The sequence below is a fragment of the Streptomyces sp. NPDC059499 genome (assembly GCF_042749285.1).
GTDB lineage: Bacteria > Actinomycetota > Actinomycetes > Streptomycetales > Streptomycetaceae > Streptomyces.
This window is the reverse complement of the sequence record NZ_JBHYTT010000001.1, coordinates 297666-319024: the sequence shown is the minus strand read 5'-3', so window position 1 is coordinate 319024 and position 21359 is coordinate 297666. Positions and strand designations below refer to the sequence as shown.

The 21359-nt window shown below is 73.6% G+C and carries 11 protein-coding genes; 7 read left to right on the top strand and 4 right to left on the bottom strand.

Annotated features, from left to right (window positions below; all coding sequences use genetic code 11):
* Nucleotides 1-28: 28 nt before the first annotated feature.
* Together ACFW9O_RS01435 and ACFW9O_RS01430 are read right to left on the bottom strand one after the other, a co-directional pair.
* Nucleotides 29-580: a sigma-70 family RNA polymerase sigma factor gene (locus tag ACFW9O_RS01435; protein WP_351170719.1), complete on the bottom strand. Its 552-nt coding sequence runs from the start codon at nt 578-580 to the stop codon at nt 29-31.
* 92 nt (nt 581-672) lie between these two features.
* Nucleotides 673-1842: a glycerophosphodiester phosphodiesterase gene (locus ACFW9O_RS01430; RefSeq protein ID WP_384603791.1), complete on the bottom strand. Its 1170-nt coding sequence runs from the start codon at nt 1840-1842 to the stop codon at nt 673-675.
* 369 nt (nt 1843-2211) lie between these two features.
* On the opposite strand from ACFW9O_RS01430, the gene ACFW9O_RS01425 reads away from it, so the two are divergent.
* Nucleotides 2212-2883 carry a lysophospholipid acyltransferase family protein gene (locus ACFW9O_RS01425; protein ID WP_329212861.1) on the top strand — a complete coding sequence of 224 codons (672 nt, stop codon included), beginning with the start codon at nt 2212-2214 and terminating at the stop codon, nt 2881-2883.
* A gap of 105 nt (nt 2884-2988) precedes the next feature.
* Here the strand turns inward: ACFW9O_RS01425 and ACFW9O_RS01420 are convergent, their stop codons facing one another.
* Both ACFW9O_RS01420 and ACFW9O_RS01415 read right to left on the bottom strand, forming a co-directional pair.
* Complete coding sequence (locus ACFW9O_RS01420) at nt 2989-4542, bottom strand: MFS transporter (RefSeq protein WP_384603786.1); 1554 nt, start codon at nt 4540-4542, stop codon at nt 2989-2991.
* Nucleotides 4539-5090, bottom strand: a complete 552-nt coding sequence (locus tag ACFW9O_RS01415; protein ID WP_351170711.1) for a helix-turn-helix domain-containing protein — start codon at nt 5088-5090, stop codon at nt 4539-4541. The genes ACFW9O_RS01420 and ACFW9O_RS01415 overlap by 4 nt, the downstream gene beginning before the upstream one ends.
* A gap of 683 nt (nt 5091-5773) precedes the next feature.
* Between ACFW9O_RS01415 and helR the strand changes: the two genes are divergently transcribed.
* The 6 genes from helR (at nt 5774) to ACFW9O_RS01385 (ending at nt 21235) form a co-directional block, all read left to right on the top strand.
* Nucleotides 5774-7927: an RNA polymerase recycling motor ATPase HelR gene (gene helR / locus ACFW9O_RS01410; RefSeq protein WP_384603784.1), complete on the top strand. Its 2154-nt coding sequence runs from the start codon at nt 5774-5776 to the stop codon at nt 7925-7927.
* Nucleotides 7928-8155: 228 nt separating this feature from the next.
* Nucleotides 8156-9016 (top strand): DUF4132 domain-containing protein, encoded by an 861-nt coding sequence (locus tag ACFW9O_RS01405; protein ID WP_384603781.1) that lies wholly within the window; start codon nt 8156-8158, stop codon nt 9014-9016.
* Complete coding sequence (locus tag ACFW9O_RS01400) at nt 9013-14208, top strand: hypothetical protein (protein WP_384603778.1); 5196 nt, start codon at nt 9013-9015, stop codon at nt 14206-14208. The genes ACFW9O_RS01405 and ACFW9O_RS01400 overlap by 4 nt, the downstream gene beginning before the upstream one ends.
* Complete coding sequence (locus ACFW9O_RS01395; protein WP_384603775.1) at nt 14205-15434, top strand: AAA family ATPase; 1230 nt, start codon at nt 14205-14207, stop codon at nt 15432-15434. The genes ACFW9O_RS01400 and ACFW9O_RS01395 overlap by 4 nt, the downstream gene beginning before the upstream one ends.
* A gap of 3 nt (nt 15435-15437) precedes the next feature.
* Nucleotides 15438-19385 carry a DUF5682 family protein gene (locus ACFW9O_RS01390; RefSeq protein WP_384603774.1) on the top strand — a complete coding sequence of 1316 codons (3948 nt, stop codon included), beginning with the start codon at nt 15438-15440 and terminating at the stop codon, nt 19383-19385.
* Complete coding sequence (locus ACFW9O_RS01385; protein ID WP_384603772.1) at nt 19382-21235, top strand: hypothetical protein; 1854 nt, start codon at nt 19382-19384, stop codon at nt 21233-21235. Before ACFW9O_RS01390 ends, ACFW9O_RS01385 begins: the two co-directional genes overlap by 4 nt.
* The last annotated feature ends 124 nt before the right edge of the window (nt 21236-21359 follow it).

The window sequence follows — 21359 nt, the reverse complement described above, 5'->3', positions numbered from 1 at the left end:
CACCTGGTCCGCCGGTTGCCTAACGCTCCTATCCCCGCACTTCAGGAGCTACAACCTCCGCCGCGAGCATTCTGCGCAGACATCCAAGGCATCGGGAACGGATCGGGCCCAAGCTGCCCTGTGACATACCCAACTCCCCTGCGATTTCCCGGTAGGTCGGATCGTGGGGAGCGAGCATCGCCGCCAGCAGCCGGGGGCACCGCCCGGGCAGCCGGTCCACTGCCGCACGCAGCGCCCGGCGTTCGTCCGCACCCAGGGCGAGGCGCTCCGGGCAGCCGCTCCAGTCTCCCGGCTGCTCGCCCGCGGTGTACGCGCGCTCGCGCCGCGCTCTGCGGCGGGCGCGGCGCACCTCCGCCCGTACGGCGGCGCGGACCCAGCGGGCGGGATCCTCGGGTGCCCCCTGCCCCGCCGGCCGCTCCAGCAGCCGCAGCCACACGGCCTGTTCCAGGTCCGCCGGATCGATCTCGGCGGCCGGGGCCTCGGCCGTCGCCTCCGCGCGCACCAGCGGGAGCAGGGCCCGGACGACGGCGGCCGGGGTGAGCGGGCCGCGGGCCGCGGGAGCTTGATCGGGGAGCGTCATGCCCCGTCAACGCTCCCCGTCCACAGCCGGTTGCCGTGCACGGGGAGCTCCACCCGACCGGGGCATCCCGGCCGGGCCGCTGACGGTGGCGGTCAGTGCCCGGAGGCATCCCCGGCGAAGTCGGCCGCCGCGAGCAGCGCGGTGTCCGGGTTGTCCGAGAAGACCCCGTCGATGCCGGCCTCGAAGTACGTGCGGAGGGCGCCGAAGGCGTCGCCGTACGCGTTCGGGTCCGTGCCGCGCCGGAAGTCCGCCGGCAGGAAGGAGTTCTCGTTCCGCATCGTGTACGGGTGCAGGATCAGGCCGCGCGCGTGCGCGTCCCGGACCAGGGTGGTCGGTGTGGTGAGCCGGCCCGCCGAGTCCTTGGGGATGACCAGGTCCAGCGTCGGGCCTATGCCCTGCGCGAAGGACGCGATCCACGTCAGCCCGGCGGGCTTCACAAGGTCGGCGACGGTGCGCGGGTCGCCCGCCTCGACGAAGTCCCAGGGCCGCTCCTTCGGTCCGGACAGCAGGACGACGCGCGGCGTGGCGACGAGCTTCGACAGCCGCTGCACGGACGTCGGCTCGAAGGACTGCAGGATCAGCGGAGAGTGCGCGCGGTGCCGGTTGTGACGGCGCAGCAGCCGGGCCAGCGGCTCCTCGAGACCGAGCCCGAGGCTCCGGAAGTACGTGGGGTGCTTGGTCTCGACGTACAGCCAGACGGGCTTGCCGCGCCGACGTCCTTCCTGGTCGGCCCAGCGCAGGACCTCCTCGAAGGTGGGGATCTCCCAGCGGCCGTCGTAGAGGGTGTTCTCCTGGCGGGTGCCGGGGATCCGCTCCTTGGCGCGCAGCGTCTTCAGTTCGGCGAGGGTGAAGTCCTCGGTGAACCAGCCGGTGAGGGTGACCCCGTCGACCGTCCTGGTGGTCCTGCGGCCGGCGAACTCGGGGTGGTCCGCCACGTCCGTCGTGCCGGTGATGTCGTTCTCGTGGCGGCAGACGAGGTGGCCGTCCTTGGTCGGCACCAGGTCCTGCTCGACGATGTGCGCGCCCATGTCCAGGGCCAGCTGGTAGGAGCCGAGGGTGTGCTCGGGCCGGTAGCCGCTGGCGCCGCGGTGGCCGATGACGGTCGGCACGGGCAGGTCCCGGTAGGAGCCGTGCCCGCCGCCCTGTGCGGCCCGGCCGTGCTCGGCCGCGTTCGCCGCTCCGGTCGATCCGAGGGCGGCCGTACCGAGGACGGCCGCTCCCAGCAGTGTCCGCCGGCCGGGACCCTGCGCACGCTCTGTCATGTGTACTCCTCGCATGTGATGTCCGGCACCTGTCGAGCCGGGTCTTCCGCTTGGATCAGGCCGGATCGGGCCGGGGTCCGGTGCCGTGGATCGTGGGGCGGAGGAGCTGCCCGACGACGAGGGGACGAGGTAATGGGGCACGCGAGCCCGGCCCCATCCGTACGAGAGGCTCGAGTGGCTTGATCGTAGGCAGCTACGCCATCGGTGGGGCGGCACGTGGACGAACATGGCGGAAACACACGTCAACACTGCGTATCCACTCGGTGAACCCGATGTGCGATTCGGGGGTACCCGCGAGTATCGTCCTCACCTGCACAGACCCTTAAAACTCCCGACCCGGCCGGCCCGGCCACAACACCGGAGGATGCGTTGTCCCGACTCACGGTCATCAAGGCAGTGCTCGGACCGATCCTGCGCCTGATGTTCCGCCCCCAGGTGGAAGGCGCCAAGAACATTCCGGGGACCGGGCCGGTGATTCTCGCGGGCAACCATCTGACGTTCATCGACTCGATGATCATGCCGATCTGCTGCGACCGGCCGGTGTTCTACATCGGCAAGGACGAGTACGTCACCGGCAAGGGCCTCAAGGGCCGGCTGATGGCCTGGTTCTTCACGGGCTGCGGAATGATCCCGGTCGACCGGGACGGGGGCCGCGGAGGCGTCGCCGCCCTCATGACCGGCCGCCGGGTGCTGGACGGGGGCAACGCCTTCGCCATCTACCCGGAGGGCACCCGCTCCCCCGACGGCCGCCTCTACCGGGGCCGTACGGGCATCGCGAGGCTGACGCTGATGACGGGTGCGCCGGTGGTGCCGTTCGCGATGATCGGCACGGACAAGCTGCAGCCGGGCGGCGCCGGGCTGCCCCGCCCGGGCAAGGTGACGGTCCGGTTCGGAGAGCCGATGGAGTTCTCGCGCTACGAGGGCATGGACCGCGACCGCTACGTGCTGCGGGCGGTGACGGACTCGGTGATGGCCGAGGTGATGCGTCTGTCCGGCCAGGAGTACGTCGACATGTACGCAACGAAGGCCAAGGCCGCCTGATCCGGCCGCGCCCGGCGTGAAAGGGCCCGTACCCCCGGATGGCGGGGGTACGGGCCCTTTCGTGTGTCCGCCGCCCGGGTGGACCTTGTGGCCGGCGTGAACGCCCTACGACGTGCTGTCCGGCACGATGCCTTCTTCCAGCTTCTGGCCGCGCAGCAGGTACCACGCGGATACGGCGGTCGCCAGGAGCACCGCGGCGCCGACGCCCGCGGCGACCCTCAGCCCGTTGACGAACGCCTCCTGCGCGGCCCAGACCAGTGCCTCCGCCTGCTGGGTGGGTAGTGCCTCGGCCGAATCCACCGCACCGCCGAGTGATTCGTGGGCCGCCGCGGAGGTGGCCGCCGGGACTCCCTCCGGTGTGGCGAAGCCCTGGTAGACGCTGGTGACGATGGAGCCGAGCAGCGCGATACCGAGGGCCGCGCCGAGCTCGTACGCCGTCTCGGAGACGGCGGACGCGGAGCCGGCATGTTCATGGGGGACGCTGGACAGGATGACGTCGGCGGTGACGGTGAAGGAGAATCCGGCGCCGACGCCGACCACCAGGAGCAGAGCTCCGATCAGCGGATACGCGGTCTCCTTGTGGATGAGGGTGACGACCGCGAGCGACAGCCCGATCGCCCCCAGCCCGCCCGCGACGACGGACCGGACCGAGAAGCGGCGGGCCGCCCGGCCCGCCAGCAGCCCCGCGGTCACCGCGCCGATCGCCGCGGGCAGTTCGGCGAGTCCGGCCTCCAGCGGGCTGCGCCCCTGGACCAGCTGCAGGAACTGGGAGAGGAAGAAGACCAGGCCGGACAGGCCGAGGATGGTCAGCAGGTCTGCGAGGACCGCGCCCGAGAAGCCCCGGTGGTGGAAGAGCCGCATGTCCAGCAGGGGTGACGGGAGCCGGAACTGCCGTCGTACGAACCAGACGAGGGCGAGCACACCGGCCACGGCTGCGAGAGCGACGGCCCAGCTGATGCCGTGCGCCGCCAGGTCCTTGATGGCGTACACGACGCCGACCATGCCGATGAGGGAGAGCCCCACGCTGGGCAGGTCCCACGGCCCCGGCGCCGGGTCCTTCGACTCCGGGATCATCTTGATTCCCACGACCACGAGGACCGCCATGACCGGCAGGTTGATCAGGAAGACCGAGCCCCACCAGAAGTGCTCGAGGAGGACACCGCCGATGACGGGGCCGACCGCCGCGCCCGCGGAGGCCATGGCACCCCAGATGCCGATGGCGAAGCTCCGCTCGCGCGGATCGTGGAAGAGGTTGCGGATCAGGGCGAGCGTGGACGGCATCAGGGTGGCTCCCGCGACACCCAGCAGCGCCCGGGCCACGATCATCATCTCGGCGCTGTTCGCGTACGCGTTGAGCACGGAGACCGCGCCGAAGGCGGTGGCCCCGGTCAGCAGGAGCTTCTTGCGGCCGATGCGGTCGCCGAGGCTGCCCATGGAGACGAGGAGTCCGGCGATGACAAAGGAGTAGACGTCGCCGATCCAGAGCAACTGGGTCGCCGTCGGTTCGAGGTCCTCACTGAGGAACGGGGTGGCGAGGCCGAGGACGGTGGCGTCGACGGCCACCAGCAGGACGGCGAGGACAAGGACCGCGAGGGCGATCCACCGTCCCGGGTGGAACCGGCCGTCCGAGGTGCCGGGGCGGTGCTCGCTGCTGGTCATTTCTCCACGCTCCGGCGTGCTCCGCCGAGCAGCAACTCGACGATCATGTACTGGAAGTCCTGTCCGGCGACGCGCCCGGCCTGTACGGCCCACGCGCCGGTGCCGATGAGCCCGTACAGGGCCTCGGTCAGCCAGGCCGGTGTGAGGTCGATCCGGAACTCGCCGCGCTCCTGGCCGCGCCTGAAGAAGGCGGAGACCCGGGCGTCGAGCCGGTTCCAGCCCTCGTTCACCTGATCGCCCTCGAAGAGCTGGTTCTCGTTGACGAGGAAGGACAGCAGCCCGGCAGCGGGCTCGACGGCGGCGACGAGGCGTCGCAGGCCTTCCTCGGCGGTTCCCTCATCGAGCTCGGCGGCGTCGAGCGCGGCCTCGAATTCCTGGATGCCGAGGTTCTCCAACGCCCTGACCAGCGCGTCCCGTCCGGCGAAGTGGCGGTGCAGGGTGGCGCGGCCGATGCCTGCGGCCTTGGCGACCTCGTCCATGGTGGCGGTGGATCTACGGGTCAGCAGTGCGGCGGCACTGCGCAGCACCTGCTCACGGTCGAGAGTCATGAGACGACACTAACCCAAATGAGACACCAATGTCTCACACTGGGGTCGCGTCGTGTCGCAGCCCGCGGCGGTACGGATCATCATGAACGACTTCTTGAACGACTTCTTGATACGCGGCCGCACCCGTGGGCCGACGGGAGTTTCTCCTGGGCCGAGGCACCGGCGTACGCTCGTAGGCTGCACACCGCGGATTCGCGAGGAGGTTGTCCGTCCGGAGCGGACGGCGGGGGGAAAAGAGGAGTACCCACTCCTTTCCACTCTCAACATATAGCGCACGGGGGGCCTTGCGGCAAGGCCCCCGTCATGCCGCAGAATCATCCGCCGAAGCCTGTACCTGCGGAAATGAGGGAGCCACGACGTGCGCGTGTTGTCGTCTGCGTGTGGATCGCGCGGGGGTGCCGAACCGCCGGCGGGACTCGCGGTGGCGGCCGCCCGGGTCGGCGCACCTCCGTCGGTGGTACCCCGGCCGTACTGGGCCGGACGGGTGGCCGGCGAACGGCACCACATGTCCGCGTGAGCCACCCGGGAACGCCGGGCCCGGAACCCGGAAGCACAGAGCACAGCACGAGACCTCAACACCCCCTGGTGGCCGACGCCCGCCACGGACACCAGATTCTTCACGCCGGTCCAGGCACCTTGCTGCGCGCAACGGTTGCAAGCGACCTCAGATCGGAGCCAACGCCGTGAACCCGCTGACCACCAGCGCATTCGACCTTCCCGACCGTCTCTCCCCCAAGGCCGACCCGGCACTGATCGCCGGCGACGAGCGGCACTTCGCGGCCATCGCGGAGTGCCTCGAGCAGTCGATCGCCGAACTGTCCGACCGCCTCGCCGCCGAACGGAGGACGCCCGGCGGGGTGGGCCGGCAGGCCATGGACCGTGACTCCGAGATCCACCGGCTGACCGCCCGTCTGCGCACACTGCGTCGCTTCGGCATGGACCTGTGCCTCGGGCACATGGTCGACGCGGACACCTCCGAGCCGGTGTACATCGGACGCCTCGGCCTGACGGACAGCTCGGGAAGCCGGCTACTGATCGACTGGCGCTCCCCCGCGGCCGAGCCGTTCTTCGGGGCGACCCACGGCAACCCGATGGGGCTGGCGAGCCGTCGCAGGTACCGCTGGACGCGCGGCCGCATCAGCGACTACTGGGACGAGGTGTTCACCCCGGACGGCTTCGCCGGGCACGCCGCACTCGACGACCAGTCCGCCTTCATCGCCGGCCTGGGCAGCAACCGGTCGCCGAAGATGCGGGACGTGCTCGGCACCATCCAGGCCGACCAGGACGCCATCATCCGCGCGGGATCGCGTGGTGCGCTCGTCGTCGACGGCGGTCCGGGTACGGGGAAGACCGTCGTCGCGCTGCACCGCTCCGCCTACCTCCTCTACTCCGACCCCCGCCTCGGTCACCGCCGGGGCGGCGTCCTGTTCGTCGGTCCGCACCAGCCCTACCTCGGCTATGTCGCCGACGTCCTGCCCAGCCTCGGGGAGGAGGGCGTGCAGACCTGCACCCTGCGGGATCTGGTCACCGAGGGAGCCGCAGCGGCCGTGGAGACAGATCCGGAGGTGGCCCGCCTGAAGTCGTCCGCGAACCTGGTGAGGGCGGTGGAGACGGCCGTCAGCTTCTACGAGGAGCCGCCCACCGAGGGGATGACGGTCACGACCCAGTGGTCCGACATCCGGCTGAGCGCCGCGGACTGGGCCGTGGCGTTCGAAGCGGCAGGACCCGGTGCCCCGCACAACGAGGCGCGCGACCTGGTCTGGGAGGAACTGCTCACGATCCTGATGGACAAGTACGAGGGCGAAGGCTCGGAGTACCTGCTGCGCAAGTCGCTGCTGCGGAACAGGGAACTGCTCACGGCCTTCGACCGGGCGTGGCCGCTGCTCGAGGCGGCCGACGTCGTCGGAGACCTGTGGTCGGTACCCGCCTACCTGCGCAAGTGCGCTCCCTGGCTCGGCCCCGATGACATCAAGCGTCTGCAGCGCGCCGACGCCCAGGCCTGGACCGTGTCCGACCTGCCGATCCTGGACGCGGCCCGACAGCGGGTCGGGGACCCCGAGGCGGCGCGGCGCAGGCGTCGGAACGAGGCCGCTGTCGCCGACGAACGCGAGCGCAGGGCCGAGTCCATCACCAGCATGCTGCAGAACATGGTGATCGACGAGAGCGAAGGCGCGCTGGGGATGCTGCAGGGCCGGGACCTGCAGGACTCCCTGATCGACGAGAGCGCGCTGCCGGGCACCGAACCGGACCTGCTCGCCGGCCCGTTCGCGCACGTCGTGGTGGACGAGGCCCAGGAACTGACGGACGCGGAGTGGCAGATGCTGCTGCTCCGGTGCCCGTCCCGCAGCTTCACCATCGTCGGGGACCGCGCCCAGGCCAGGCACGGGTTCACGGAGTCGTGGCAGGAGCGGCTCGAGCGGGTCGGGCTCAACCGGGTCAACCTGGCCTCACTGAGCATCAACTACCGGACGCCGGAGGAAATCATGGCGGAGGCCGAGCCGGTCATCCGGGCCGTGCTCCCGGACGCCAACGTTCCGACCTCCATCCGCAGCAACGGTCTCCCCGTCGTGCACGGATCCGCTTCGGAGCTGGGCGCGGTCCTCGACACCTGGCTCTCCGAGCACGCCGAAGGGATCGCCTGCGTCATCGGCGATCCGGCGTTCCGCTCGACGTCCCGTGTCCGGTCGCTGACCCCGGAGCTGTCGAAGGGGCTCGAGTTCGACCTGGTCGTCCTCGTCGACCCGGAGGAGTTCGGCGAGGGCGTCGAAGGAGCGGTCGACCGCTATGTCGCCATGACCCGGGCGACCCAGCAGCTCGTCATCCTCACGAGCTCCTGACGCCGCCCCGCCCCGTCGGACGGCGGCATCGGGCAGACGTGCCACTCGTACTGCCGGCGGTTCCCGCCGCCGGTGGTGCGGGCCGTACGACCGGGCGGACGGGACCCGAACTGATTGTCACTGGGTACGCCTAGAGTCTCTCCCACTCGTCACGGTGCGTTGCCGTCGACGGGTCTCATCAGTGTGCCGCCAGGGCGGCGGCGTCCGGAACGACGGGGAGAACAGCGCATGGGGTGGGTACCGGCAGGCGACTACGAAGTCGCCCTGGAGGCAGGCAAGGTGGTGTGCCGCAACGGAAAGGGCCGACCGCTGAAGTCCGTCCCGGCCAAACTGAAGGACGACCCCGCGGTCGTGGGGCTCCGGCAGTTGACCGAGTGGCTGGAGCGGCACGAACGCCGGTGCCTGACCGACGTCGAGCAGTGGATGGTGCGTTCGCTGCCCGTCCCCACAGCCGTCCTCGCACAGGTCTGGCCCGACCCGGCGTGGCAGGCGGCCCTGCGGGACGTGGTGGTGACCGGCACGGACGGCGGGGTCGCCGGCTTCCTGCGCGATGTCGACCCCGCGCGCGGCCTGGGCCTCGTCGACCTGGACGGCGACACGGTCCGCATCACCCCGGACGTCGTCAGAGTGCCTCACCCCGTCCTGCTCGACGACCTCGACGAGCTGCGGGAGTTCGCGGTCGAGCTGGGGGTGCGCCAGAACGTGGAGCAGCTGTTCCGCGAAGTGTGGCACCGCCCGCCGGGCCTCGCTCCGAACACCACCTCCGTCGACACCTACGCCGGCGGCGTGTTCAAGGAACTGCGGTTCCTGCACGGCCGCGTCACCCAGCTCGGGTACCGGTCGCGCGGCGGATACGCGGTCTTGCCGGTCGTCGAGGACGGCGCCACCGCCGAGGCCCGCATCTGGATCGGCGAGCACGACGGATACGACGAGTACGGCACCGAGACGGGCTCCCTGGGCTGGACCGACCCCGCGGGGCGCGCCTTGACGGCCGCCGAGATCGGGCCTGTCACGTGGTCCGAGGGCATGCGCATGGCGGCGGCGCTCTACGCCGGTCGCGACGTGGAGAACGAGGAGCGGGCGGCATGAGCACCACCACGACGAACAACGACGTGAACACGACGGCAGGGGACACGGCAGCACCGGGTGCCGTGTCCCTCCCCGCCCAGGTTCGCGGAGAAGACACCTCCGCTCCCGCGACCGAGGCCCGCGCGGCGGCCCTCCTGGACGCGGGCGCGGTCCTCCCCGCCGGTACCACCGACCGGGACGACGCCGACACGCTGACCGCCCGCACCTACACGCACACCGCCCTCGGCGACCGCACGGTGGTCCGGCTCGTGCCCGGCACGCTCGGCGAAGCCGAGGACCTGGCCCTGGAGTTCCTCGGGCTCGCCCGGACCGACGAGGCCCCCGTCGTGGGCCAAGTGCGCCGCGAGACGCTGGGCTTCCCGGCCTGGGCCCTGGTCAACGACCCGGCCAACGGGCACCACGCCCTGGCCCTGGTCAAGGACATCGAGCGGCTGGGCCGACAGGCCAAGTCCCGCGCCGGAGCGGCCAAGGAGGGCTTCGACGCACTCGGCACCCGGCTCGGCCGGGCCGTCCCCCACTTCCTCCCCACCTACTACGAGCAGGTGGCGCGCCTGTTCCTCGAGGCGGAGAACACCAGCTACGCCGCCTCCTTCTTCGGCAAGGCCCGCGAGGCCGAGCGGGTGCACGGGCTGGTCGTGGACGAGGACAGGCAGCGGGCCGTCTTCCTGGAGTTCGCCTTCGCCGGCGCCCTGACCGTGAAGGCACTGCGGCAGTACGTGCGGGACCTGGTGGCCCGGCTCGCACCGCTTGACGCCTGGGCACAGTTCCGCCGTCTGCTGGTCGAGCGCTGTGCCGCGGGCATGCCCCCTTACGCGGCGCTGCCGCAGGACGTGCGCGCGCTGATCAAGACCACCGGGCTGGACCGCGAGGCCGCCGAGCGCGAGCTGGTGGCCGATCTGCTCGGATCCCCGGGAGTCGTCCGCGCCCCCGCCTCGTTCTGGACGGCCTACGGCCCCGCGCTCGTCACCCTCGCCCAACAGGATGCGGCCGTGCGCGCCCGGCTCCTCGGCTTCTTCCCGGAGACCTTCGGCGAGAGCGGCCGAGACACGGACGGCGAACACGGCTGGCTCGCACTGCTGGCCGAATCCGGTGCCGAGGACCTGCTGACCGCCCTCCCGGGCACCTCCGGCTCCGCCGCCCCCGGTGACCCGTCCGTCTCCCCCGCCGACTGGCTCGCCCGCTGGGAGGCGCACCGCAGGCGCAACCAGGCCTCCCCGGGCCGCAGCCCGCAGACCCTCGGCCTGGCCGCGCGGATGGCGGACCGGCTGCGCGCCGACGCGCGCCCCGTCGAGGTGTTCCAGGGCCGCTGGCTGCGCACCGCCGACCTGGACCTCCTCGACCTCCTGCTGTCCTCCGGCGTCCCCGTCGCCGAGCCGGACGACCAGGACACGGGCACCGCGAAGCGCCCCGCCCTCGCGCTCGGCCAGTGGCTCACCGACACCGCACCCGGGGCGCGGGATCTCACCGCCGTCGCCGAACGCCCGGTCTTCCGCGCCCTGCTGAGCCGGACCGTCGGCGACCTCGGCGGCGGACACGACCAGCGTCTGGACGACACCGGCAAGGCGAAGATGGCGGCGCATCCGGTGCTCTCCGAGGTCCTGCGCGAGTGGCTGACCGCCTGCGCCGAGGAGTACACGGCCGCACAAGGGCTCCCGGGGCTGAACACCGCCTACAACAAGCTGTCGGCGTACCGCGCCGTGGTCACCGAGGTCGCCCCGGAAGCTGTGCGGCTCCTCAAGGGCCACAGCGTGCTCCCGCTGCTCGCCTCGACCCTGCGCACCGGCGTCCTCGACGAACTGGGCTGGCCCGCGCTGGACGAGACGTACGACGCACTGGCCGCGGAGGCCGGCGCCACGCGTCAGCGGCGCAACCGGTCGGAGGGGGTCGGTGTCACCGGCGCCTGGCCCGCGCTGATCCTGAACACCTTCGAACGGGCCGTCGTCGTCGGCCCGGAAGGCGTCCTGCTGCGGCACACCCTGCGGCTGCCCGCCACCGTCGACCAGTGGCGGACGCCTGCCTTCCGTTACGTCGACGGCGAATTGCTGGTCATCTGGTGGGAGGACGGCAAGCAGCGCGGCTACTGGTCGCACCGCCCCGCCGAGGTGTTCACCGTCGGCGGCGAGCAGGTCCCCCGCTGGGGCAGTTCCAACGCCTCGGACGAGGTCTGCCTGCCGCTGCCCGGCGGGGGCCGCGCCACCGGCGCCAAGGCCCTGCACGCCGGCGACACCTCCCTCCCTGCGCAGCGTGCCGTCCTGTCCGACGGGACGGGTCACTGGCGGGAAGGCCACCAGGGCACGCAGCGGGTGTGGCTGGAGTACGACCCGGTCAGTGGCACGCACGGCCGCGCCTCCCTGCCCGCCTTCCTCCGCTCCGGGGTGCGGGACGGCACCCGGCTGCTCACCGAGCACTGCCAGGTGCTGCCCGTCCAGCCCGGCCTGGAGACCACACCGTTCGGCACGGACGGCACGGTCCTCGGCCGCTGGGTCCGCCGCACGGTCGCCGAACCGGGCACCCCCGCACCCGCGCACGGGCACCGGGCCGTCGCGGGCACCCCCGACGGCCACACGGTGACCCTGCCGCACCCGCTGCCCGGCGGCAGCTCCCCGGTGCCGCTCGGCGCCCTCACCCTCCCCGGCGGATCACGCCCCGTCATGAGTCTCGACAGGCGAATCGTCGCGGCCCACGCGGCGGACGCGGAGGGCGCAGGCGGAAGTCTCTGGTCCGTCACTCCCGGTTCTTCCGGCGGGAACGGCGCCGTGGGCACCCCCTATGTCCCTCCCCTTGCCTACTGGCACGCCCTGCGGCCGAGGGACGAGCAGGGCTCCATCACACTGCGGAACCTGACGGACTCCCGGGCGGGAGAGCTCTTCACTGCGGTCGCCACCGCGGTCGCCCGGCACCTGGAGGCGTTCCGCGCCGCCGAGGAGTACACCGGTCCCTCCTCGCGCGAACTGAGCCAGGAGGCCGTCGCCGAGGCGCTGCCCGAGGTGTCCGACGCGCGGCTCCTCGCGGGCGTCACCGCGCTCGTCCGGAGCGCGGTGGACCGCGCCGCCGACGCCGCCCGGTACCTGGAACAGCCCAAGCCCGTGCAGCCGGCCACGCCCGTGAACGCCGCGCGCACCCAGGGCATGTTCTTCGATCACGCGCCCGAGCACGGCGACGACAAGACCCTGCAGCACGCCACCGCCTGGGGTTCGGAGCGGATGAACGGCTGGTGGGGCGGGGAAAGCCGATGGACCGCGATCCGGCAGATCCTCGCCGTCAACCATGTCCTCGGCGGTAAGCCGGCATTCGGCCCGCCCGTGTACTCAAAGGTCCCGTCCACCCTCGCGGACGGCTGGCAGCGGGACGAGTACACCGTTCCCGGTCGGTCCCCGGACTGGATCTCCCTGCTCGACAAGCTGCCCGAACTGGCTTACCGGGCAGCCTCGGCGACCACCTCGCCCGAGCACCGCGCCGGCCTCGTGGTCCTGCTCGACACGCTCGCCGAGGGCCCACTGGCGAACCCGGCGGGCACGGTCCGGCAGGTGGAACTCATCGAGCCGTACGTCGGCGGAACACCCGGGCAGGGGCAACCCCACGACGCCGTGCACCGCCTCGGCCAGGTGCTGCGCAAGGGTGCCCGCACCGTCGTGGTCATCGCCGAACGCGGCCGGAACGCCCGGAACGACGCGGCACGCTGGCTGGCCCTGGACCACGACCCCACCGGAGTCTTCGGCCCCGTCCCCGGCTTCACCCTGGACCACGAGCACGTCCACCGGCAGGGCATCGCCCTCGACCGGCTCACCCGGCTCACCGCCCTGGTACGGGAACAGCGCCCGGCACCCTGGCGTCCCGAGGCCGCCGAGGCCTTCCACACGGCCACCGGGATCGGTCCCCTCCAGTCCGCCGTCCTGGTGTCGGCCGCGGTCGAGGAGCCGGGCGCCGAGGCGCTCGCCTTGCTCGGGGCGAAGACCCGCGCCTTCGAGGCGGCCCAGGCCAGGCTGAACGCCCTGCCCCGCGCCGACCGTCAGGCCCTGCTCCAGGCGCTGCTGCCCGCCGACCCGGCCGAGCTGTGGTCCACGGGCCCGGACGTCCGGGCCGCCGCCGAGGTCTGGCAGGCACGCCTCGCCTCCCTCGTCCGCGTCCCCGAAGAACTGGACCTCGACCTGTCGGGCACCACGCCCGGCGCCGTCGACGCGATCCTCAACACGGGCTCCCGGACCTGGCTGGGCCGGGACTCCCTCATCGAGGACGGCACGGGCCGGGCCGGACTGCGCCGGGTGAGTGCGTACGGCTCGCTCTCCTCCGCCCTGACCGCGCTGCGGACCCTCGCCTACACGCTGCCGTACGGACACCCCCTGCGGGCGCACCTGCCCGTCGGGCTCGCGGCCCTGCGCCGTGCCCTCGCCGACCCGGACCTGGTGCTGGAGCTCGGGCTGGACTGGACCGAGGCGGGTGGTTCGATCGGCTCCGTGGTCAGGGCCGCCCACCAGCTTCCCGAGTCCGGCGGTGCGGGGCCCGACGGCCTGGTCCGGGTCGGTGCGGCGCTGCTCCTCGCAGCAGGCCACGGCAGTCAGGAGAAGCTGCTGATCCGCCCGGCCTTCCTGGAAGGCCCCGAGGACCCGGCATTCGGCCTGGTCGAGGGCATCGTCTCGCAGCACCGGGTGGGTGAACTCCTCGCCCTGCGCACCCTGTTGGGCAAGGAGACCGAGGCCCTGGTCTCGGCGGGCGCCCCCGACGGCACCCCGCACCACCCGGCCCAGGACCCGACGCGCGCGGTGCCGGACCTGGTGGCCGAGGCCGCCGGGGCCCTCGGGCTGAGCGCCGACGCCGCCGGCATGTACCTGATGCTGCTCGCCCTGCCCGACCCGACGGACCGCAACTGCGTCCGCTGGAGCGAGTGGAAGCCTGCACGGATCAAGAAGGCCCGGGCGGAGCTCGCCGCCACCGACCTCGTGGTGGAGGCCAAGCGCTCCCGTGCCGGCCGCACCCTGTTCCTCCCCTGCGGCTGGCTCGAACGCGGCACCCCCGGCCTGCCGCTCGAGACCTGGAAGGAACAGCTGTACCCCGTGGCAGGGTCCGCCCGGACCCTGCCGGGCATCCCCGTGCCCGAGTTGTTCGCCGCAGCCTGGGCACGGGTCAGGGGCGGCGACGCCCCCGCCTTCGAAGAACTGGACACCCGCGCACCCCGGAAGGGCCGCCGCCGATGACGAGCGACATCACGACCACCAACGGGAACACCGCCACGGGCGGGGTCCCGGCACCGCGCCCCGTCGGCGCCTCCGGCCCGGAGAACCGCCAGGTCACCCTGCCCGAGGACCGGTACGCCATCGAGCTGGCCTTCCTCGCCGCCCACGACTCGGGGCCGCGTCCGCCCGGCTGGCTGCTCACCCCGCGCGCCGTCGTCACCTTCGTGATGGGCAGCGCGGGCGAGGCGCTCGGCCTGCCGAAGTCCGCGCAGGCCGGCGAGGGGGTGCCGCGCCGCCTGGTGATCGATCAGAAGTTCGTCGGCGAACGCGCCCTGGTCGAACGGTGTGTGGTCACCCTCGCCGGGGAGCGCGGACTGCTGCTGGTGGGCGAACCCGGCACCGCCAAGTCCATGCTCTCCGAGCTGCTGTCGGCGGGTGTCTGCGGGACCAGCGCGCTCACCGTGCAGGGCACCGCGGGCACCACCGAGGACCAGCTCAAGTACGGCTGGAACTACGCGCTGCTGCTCGCCCAGGGCCCCACCGAGCAGGCTCTGGTGCCCTCCCCGGTGCTCACCGCCATGACCCGGGGCGCCGTCGCCCGTGTCGAGGAGGTGACCCGTTGCCTGCCCGAGGTCCAGGACGCGCTCGTGTCACTACTCTCCGAGCGGCGGATCTCGGTGCCCGAACTCGCGGGCGGCGAGGGCTCCCAGGTGCACGCGGCTCCCGGGTTCACCCTCATCGCCACCGCCAACCTGCGGGACAGGGGCGTCTCGGAGATGTCCGCCGCGCTGAAGCGGCGCTTCAACTTCGAGACCGTCGGCCCGATCGGGGACGTGGACGCCGAGACGGCGCTCGTCAGGCGCCAGTCGCGCGCCGCCGTCGAACGGTCGGGGGCCGCCTACCAGGTGGACGACGCCGTCCTCGAAGCCCTCGTCACCGCTTTCCGGGACCTGCGCGAGGGCCGTTCCGTGGAGGGCTGGGAGGTCGAGCGCCCCTCCACGGTGATGAGCACGGCGGAAGCGGTCTCCGTCGCGGGATCTCTGGGCCTGGCCACCGCCTACTTCCCCGGCGACCGGGACGTACTCTCCCTCCTGCCCGGCCATCTGCTCGGCGTCGTGCGCAAGGACGACCCCGCCGACGCGGCACGGCTGCTGGGGTACTGGGACGGGCCGGTGCGCCGGCGTGCGGAGCAGGGGTCGGCCACCTGGCGTGCCCTGTGGGAGCTTCGCGCGGTGCTGGAGAGCTGACGGATGAACCGGCCGACCACCGCTGACGCGCCCCCTCGGGCCACCATCGAGGCATCGACCACCCCGGACACGCGAGCCACCGCCGAGGCGCCGACCACTGCTGATGCGCCACCCGGCACCGAGGTGTCACCCGCCGGTGCTCCGCAGGGCACTGCAGCCGGGCCCACCACCCCGGAGGCCGCGGTGGCGGCCCTCGCCGCGGCCGGGCCCGGGCTGCCCTTCCTGATCGGGGTGCGCCACCACGCGCCCTCGCTCGCGGCCGCCCTCCCGGCACTCCTGGACGAGGCGGCTCCCGACGTCCTCCTCGTCGAACTGCCCGCCGAGTTCCAGCCCTGGCTGGGCTGGCTCGCCCACGAGGAGACCGAGGCTCCGGTGGCGCTGGCCGCCGTGTCCGCCGACACGACGGGGGCGGCGGGCGAACGGGGGCCTGCCTTCTATCCGTTCGCAGACTTCTCTCCCGAACTGGTCGCCCTGCGCTGGGCGGCACGGAACGGGGTACCGGCCGTGGCCTGCGATCTGCCGCTGGCCGACCGGGCCTGGGCGCGGGGCGGGCCGGGCACCCCCGCTCCCTCCCCCCGCCCGGGCACCGCCTCCGCGCCCGGGCGGGGGGAGGGACTCGGCCTGTCCGACGCCCTGCGCTCCCGGCTCACCGGCCGCGACGGCGACGACCTGTGGGACCGGCTGGTGGAGGCCCCCGCACCCGGATCGACACCCGAGGCACTCCGCCGCGCCGCCCTCCTCACCGGCTGGGCGCTGCGGTACGAGACCGAGGCACGGGGCGGCGTGGACGACACGGACCTGGTGCGCGAGGCCTGTATGCGCGGACATGTCGCCGAGGCTCTGGCGAGCGGGCGGCGGCCCGCCGTGGTGGTGGGAGCGTTCCACACCCCGGCGCTGCTGCCGTCCGCCCCCGGAGCCGTCGGGGCACCTGCCCCGAGCGAGCCGGACGCATCCGCCGCCCCCCGCGACCCGGACGCGGAAGGCCACGCGACCGGCGCGGCCTCGACGGAGGCGTGCACGGTCTCCCTGATCCCGTACACGTACCCGCTTCTGGACTCACGGTCCGGTTACCCGGCCGGCATCCGGGACCCGGAGTGGCAGCACATCGTCCTGGACGCCGCCGGGGACCCGGCCGCGCTGAACGAGGCGCTGGTCCGCACCGCGGTCCGTGTCTGCGCTGCCCTGCGCGAACAGGGCCATCCGTACGGACCGGCGGACGGCCGGGAGGTCGTCCGGGTCGCCGGGGACCTGGCGCGCCTGCGCGGCCTGCCCGCCCCCGGTCGCGGCGAACTCCTGGAGGCCGTGCAGACGGTGCTCGGGCGCGGTGAGACCTACGGCACGGGCCGCGCGGTCGCACAGGCCCTCGAACGTGTACTTGTCGGAGCCCGCACCGGACGGCCCGCCCCCGCCGCTCCGCGCAGCGGCCTGGGCCCGGCCGTTGAGGCCGAGACCGCGGCGCTCTCGCTCCCCGGCCCGGGGGACGCGCACGAGAGGACGCCGCGCGACCTCCGGCTGGATCCGGCCCGCTCCACCCTCGACGGGCGGCGCGAACTGCTGTTGCGCAGGATGACGGTGTGCGGCATCCCGTACGCCCAGGAACAGGGGGTGACGGGGGCTGCGGGCTCAGCAGGACTGACGACCCGCTGGCAGGTGCGGTGGACCCCGGCGACGGCCGCGATGCTCACCGCGGCCGGGGCCCGCGGTGTCACCCCGGCCCAGGCGGCCGAGGGGGTGCTGCGGCAGCGGCACGCGGCCGAGCGCGCGGAGGGCGGCCCCACGGCCGCCCAGGTCGTACGGGGTCTCACGGAGGCCGCCGAGTGCGGACTCCCCTCCCTGGCCGACGAACGGCTCACGGAGCTGGCGGCCGTGCTCCCCTCCAGCGCCACCCTTCCCGAAATCCTCACCGGGCTCGACCTCCTGGAACGTATCGGCGCGGGCCACCTGCCGGGCCTGGCCGCCCCCGACGCCCCGTCGGCTTCCGAGGCCACAGAGGCCACAGAAGGGCCGGAGGTCACCGCCTCCCTCACCGCCACCGCTTCCGCCCGTGCCGCCCGCATCGCGCACGCGGCGGAACTCCTGACCTCGGCGGCGGTCCGTCAGGTCGACGGCCTGACCGGATCCGAGGAGCCCGGCGACGCCCGCGCCCTGCTGGAACTGGCCCAGCGCGCCAACCGTCTGGGCGGCATCCGGCTCACCGACGCCCTCGTCCGGCTGGCCGCCGAGGGCACCCCGCTGATCGCCGCGGCCGCCGGGGCCGTCCGCGTGCTCACGGGCCACGAGGATGCCGAGGTCTTCGGGACGCGCGTCGCCTCCTGGGTGGACGGAGCTGTGGACGGGGCCTCCCGGGCCGCGCTCACCGCCCGCCTCACCGGTGTCCTGACGGCGGCGGGCCCGCTCCTGACCGTCGCAGTCGGCGCCCTGGACCCGCTGCTGCACCGTGTGGTCGAGCTCGACGACGCCGCGTTCCTGACCCGGCTTCCCGCCCTGCGTGGCGGCTTCGACACCCTCAGCCCGGCCGCCCGCGACCGGCTGCTGGACACCGTCGAGGAGCGTCTCGGCGAACGCGTGGACGACCTAGACGCCGACGACCCCGCCGCGCTGGCGGCCCGCACGGCCGCCGACCTCGCGGCCCGCGAGCTGCTGGCCGGCCTCGGCCTGCCCGTACCGTCCCCCGCGCACGACGACCGGTTCCCGCCGCAGCCGGACGACCCCACCGCACTCCCGCCGCCCGCCACCGCGACGTCCTTCGCCGTTACACCCTCCACCGGGGCGGACACGCCCGCCGTCCCCGTACCGGCGCAAGCCCGCCTCACCGGAGCCACCCCCGCGCGGACCCTCGCGCCCACCGACCGGTGGCGGCTCGTACTCGGCCGGCGCCCCGATCAACTTCCGTCCGGTGCGGCCCGACTGGCGACCGCTCTGGACGAGCTGTACGGCGAGGGACGTGGCGAGGGATCACGCGGCGGTATGCCCGGTCCCGGTCAGGGGGGCGGCCGGCGCGGCGGCCGCGAGGCGTCGTTTCCCGGCGCCCGCGAGTGGTCCGAGGAACTGGCCGCGCTGTTCGGCCCGGGCATCCGCGAGGAGGTCCTCGCCACCGCTGCCGCGACCGGCCGGCAGGACGTCCTCGCCGAGATCGACCCGGCGGCCGCCACTCCCTCCGTGGAACTGCTCCGCACGGTCCTGCGGTACGCCGGCGGGCTCCCCGAGGCGCGTCTCGCGGCGCTCCGGCCCCTGGTCCGCCGGCTGGTCGAGGAACTGACCCGGCAGCTCGCCACCCGGTTGCGGCCCGCCCTCACCGGCACCATGCTGGCCCGGCCCACCCGCCGCCCCGGCGGTCGGCTGGACCTGCCACGTACGCTGCGCGCCAATCTGGCCACCGCCCGCCGGACGGTCGACGGTACGGTCCAGGTGATCCCCGAGAAGCCGGTGTTCCGCAGCCGCGCCCGCCGGTCGGCCGACTGGCGCCTCATCCTGGTGACCGACGTCTCCGGATCCATGGAGGCGTCCACGATCTGGTCCGCGCTGACCGCTTCCGTGCTGGCCGGGGTACCGACCCTGAGTACCCACTTCCTCGCCTTCTCCACGGAGGTCGTCGACCTCACCGGCCATGTGCACGATCCCCTCTCCCTCCTGCTGGAGGTGAGTGTGGGCGGCGGCACCCACATCGCCGCCGGGCTGCGGCACGCGCGCAGCCTGATCACCGTGCCGACCCGCACCCTCGTCGTCGTCATCAGCGACTTCGAGGAGGGTGCTCCGCTCGGCGGACTGCTGGCCGAGGTGCGGGCCCTGGTGGCCACGGGTTGCCACGTCCTGGGGTGCGCAAGTCTCGACGACGCGGGCCGGCCCCGCTACTCGACGGGGGTCGCGGGCCAGGTCGTGGCCGCCGGTATGCCCGTGGCAGCACTCAGCCCACTCGAACTGGCCCGCTGGATAGGGGAGAAGACCGCATGACCGCCGCCCAGTTGCCACCCGTCGCGCCGGAGGTCACAGCCACCTTGGTGGAAAACCTCTCGCCCCGGCTGCGCAAGCGGCTGGACGCGGCGGTCGCCAAGCTCGGAGCCCGCCCGGCGCACCGCGACGGGGACACCGTGACGATCGCGGTCGACGACGAGACCGATCTGCGCCTGCACGCCCCGGGCGGCGTGGTGGCGACGGCGGACGGCATCACCTGCGGCTGCCTCCTCGCCCCGGCATGCGTCCACCGCGCGGCCGCCGCCTGCGCCGCCCCCACGGCGGATTCGGCCCCCGAGCCCGCCGGGCAACCGGCCCCGGAGGCAGCCGAATTCGCACCGCACCCGGACGACACCGGCACCAGCACCAGCACCAGCACCGACAACTGCATCGACACCCCCACCGTCCACGCACCCGACGTGGCAGGCCCGGCCCAACGCGCCGCGGCCGACGCCCTGTGGTCGGCTGCTGCCGCCGTGCTGGAGGCCGGCGTCGACGGGGCGGGCGCCGTCGCCCAGGCCTCACTCCTCCGTGCGGCGCACACCGCCCGGCTCGAGCAACTGCCGCGCGCCGCGGGCGCCGCGCTGTCCGTCGTCACGCTGCTGCGCGCGGCCCGCGCCGGGGACCCGTCCTACCGCACCGCCGAGCTCGTCACGGCCCTGGCCGAACTCCTGGGGACCGCACACCGGGTGGGGACCGCGTCCGGGGCGGAGCTGGATGCCGTCAGGGGCCGGGCACGCCGCCCTTACAGCCCTGACGGCTCGCTGCGCCTGTACGGCCTGTTCACCGAACCCGTGGTCACCGCCTCGGGACACGGCGGCGTCCGCACCTGGGTCGCCGGACCCGGCGGCCGGCTCTGCACGGTCGGCGACGTGGCCCCCGGCGGAGTCGGCCGCGCCCTGGGCGTGGCCGACCGGGCCGTGCGCCTCGGGGAGAGCGCGCTCACCCACCGGGAGCTGGGCCGGGCCGGTCTGGCGGTCTCGGGGGCGACAGTCTCGCCGGACGGACGGCTGGGCGCCGGGAAGGGCGTCAAGGCCGTCACCGCCCGGGGCGCGGCGTGGACGGAGCCGCCGCTCGCCGCCCTGTGGGAGACGCCGCCGTCCCAGCAGGCCGCCCGGGCCCTGCGGTCCACCTCCCGCTACGCGGACCCGGACGGCGGCGGCAGCGACCTGCTCTTCCTCGACGTCGAACTTCGCGGCGCCGTACGGGAGCCGGGCGGCACCTGTCTGCTCGCATGGTGCGACGGCGTCCCTGTCCGGCTCGCGGTCGCCGACGACGACCCCGCGCTGGCCCACCGGGACAACCTGATGCTGCTGGCCGGTGCTCCGGGGGCACGGCTGCGGATCATCGGCCGCCTGGTACCCGCGCTGCACCCCAGGCTCGCCCTCCTCGCCTGCTCTCACCCCACCGGTGAGGGCACGGTCGACCTCGGCTTCGACCGTCTGCGTCGCGCCGACCTTCCCGTGCCGGACGCCCGCACGCACCCTGCTCTGCCCGAGCCCGGCAACGCCGGCGCACACTCGCCCCTGCACCTCCTGGAGCGTCGCGTCGAACAGACTGTCCCGGCGGGCCGGGCCGCCCTCGGCATGCTCGGTGATGTCTCCGCCGAGGCCCGCCGTCTCCGCCGGGCGGGCCTGCCCACGGCCGCCGGCCTTCTCGCCTCCCTGTGCGCCTCTGCGGCCCAACGCGAACGCGACCCCTTCGGCCGTCTCCTCCCCGCCGACACCGACGGTTTCGCCGCCCACTGGCTCTCCGCCGCCCGTTACACGTCCGCCGTGTCCGAGTCCCTGTGCGCGGCAGCCTGGGAACCGACGCAGGGGGGCCCGGCAGCGGTACCGTCGAAGGCTTGATCGCTCCGGCGGGGTTCCCGGAGTTCGCGGTGCGGCGGCATGGTCGACGGGCATGCTCGGGCAGTTCCGACGATCGATGCAGTTGTCGAGGTGCCCGCTGTCCCTCCGCTCCCGCGAGTTCAGG

Coding starts and splice junctions, on each gene's coding strand:
- ACFW9O_RS01435 (WP_351170719.1), bottom strand. CDS start 580: ATGACGCTCCCCGATCAAGCTCCCGCGGCCCGCGGCCCGCTCACCCCG.
- ACFW9O_RS01430 (WP_384603791.1), bottom strand. CDS start 1,842: ATGACAGAGCGTGCGCAGGGTCCCGGCCGGCGGACACTGCTGGGAGCG.
- ACFW9O_RS01420 (WP_384603786.1), bottom strand. CDS start 4,542: ATGACCAGCAGCGAGCACCGCCCCGGCACCTCGGACGGCCGGTTCCAC.
- ACFW9O_RS01415 (WP_351170711.1), bottom strand. CDS start 5,090: ATGACTCTCGACCGTGAGCAGGTGCTGCGCAGTGCCGCCGCACTGCTG.
- ACFW9O_RS01405 (WP_384603781.1), top strand. CDS start 8,156: ATGGGGTGGGTACCGGCAGGCGACTACGAAGTCGCCCTGGAGGCAGGC.
- ACFW9O_RS01400 (WP_384603778.1), top strand. CDS start 9,013: ATGAGCACCACCACGACGAACAACGACGTGAACACGACGGCAGGGGAC.
- ACFW9O_RS01395 (WP_384603775.1), top strand. CDS start 14,205: ATGACGAGCGACATCACGACCACCAACGGGAACACCGCCACGGGCGGG.
- ACFW9O_RS01390 (WP_384603774.1), top strand. CDS start 15,438: ATGAACCGGCCGACCACCGCTGACGCGCCCCCTCGGGCCACCATCGAG.
- ACFW9O_RS01385 (WP_384603772.1), top strand. CDS start 19,382: ATGACCGCCGCCCAGTTGCCACCCGTCGCGCCGGAGGTCACAGCCACC.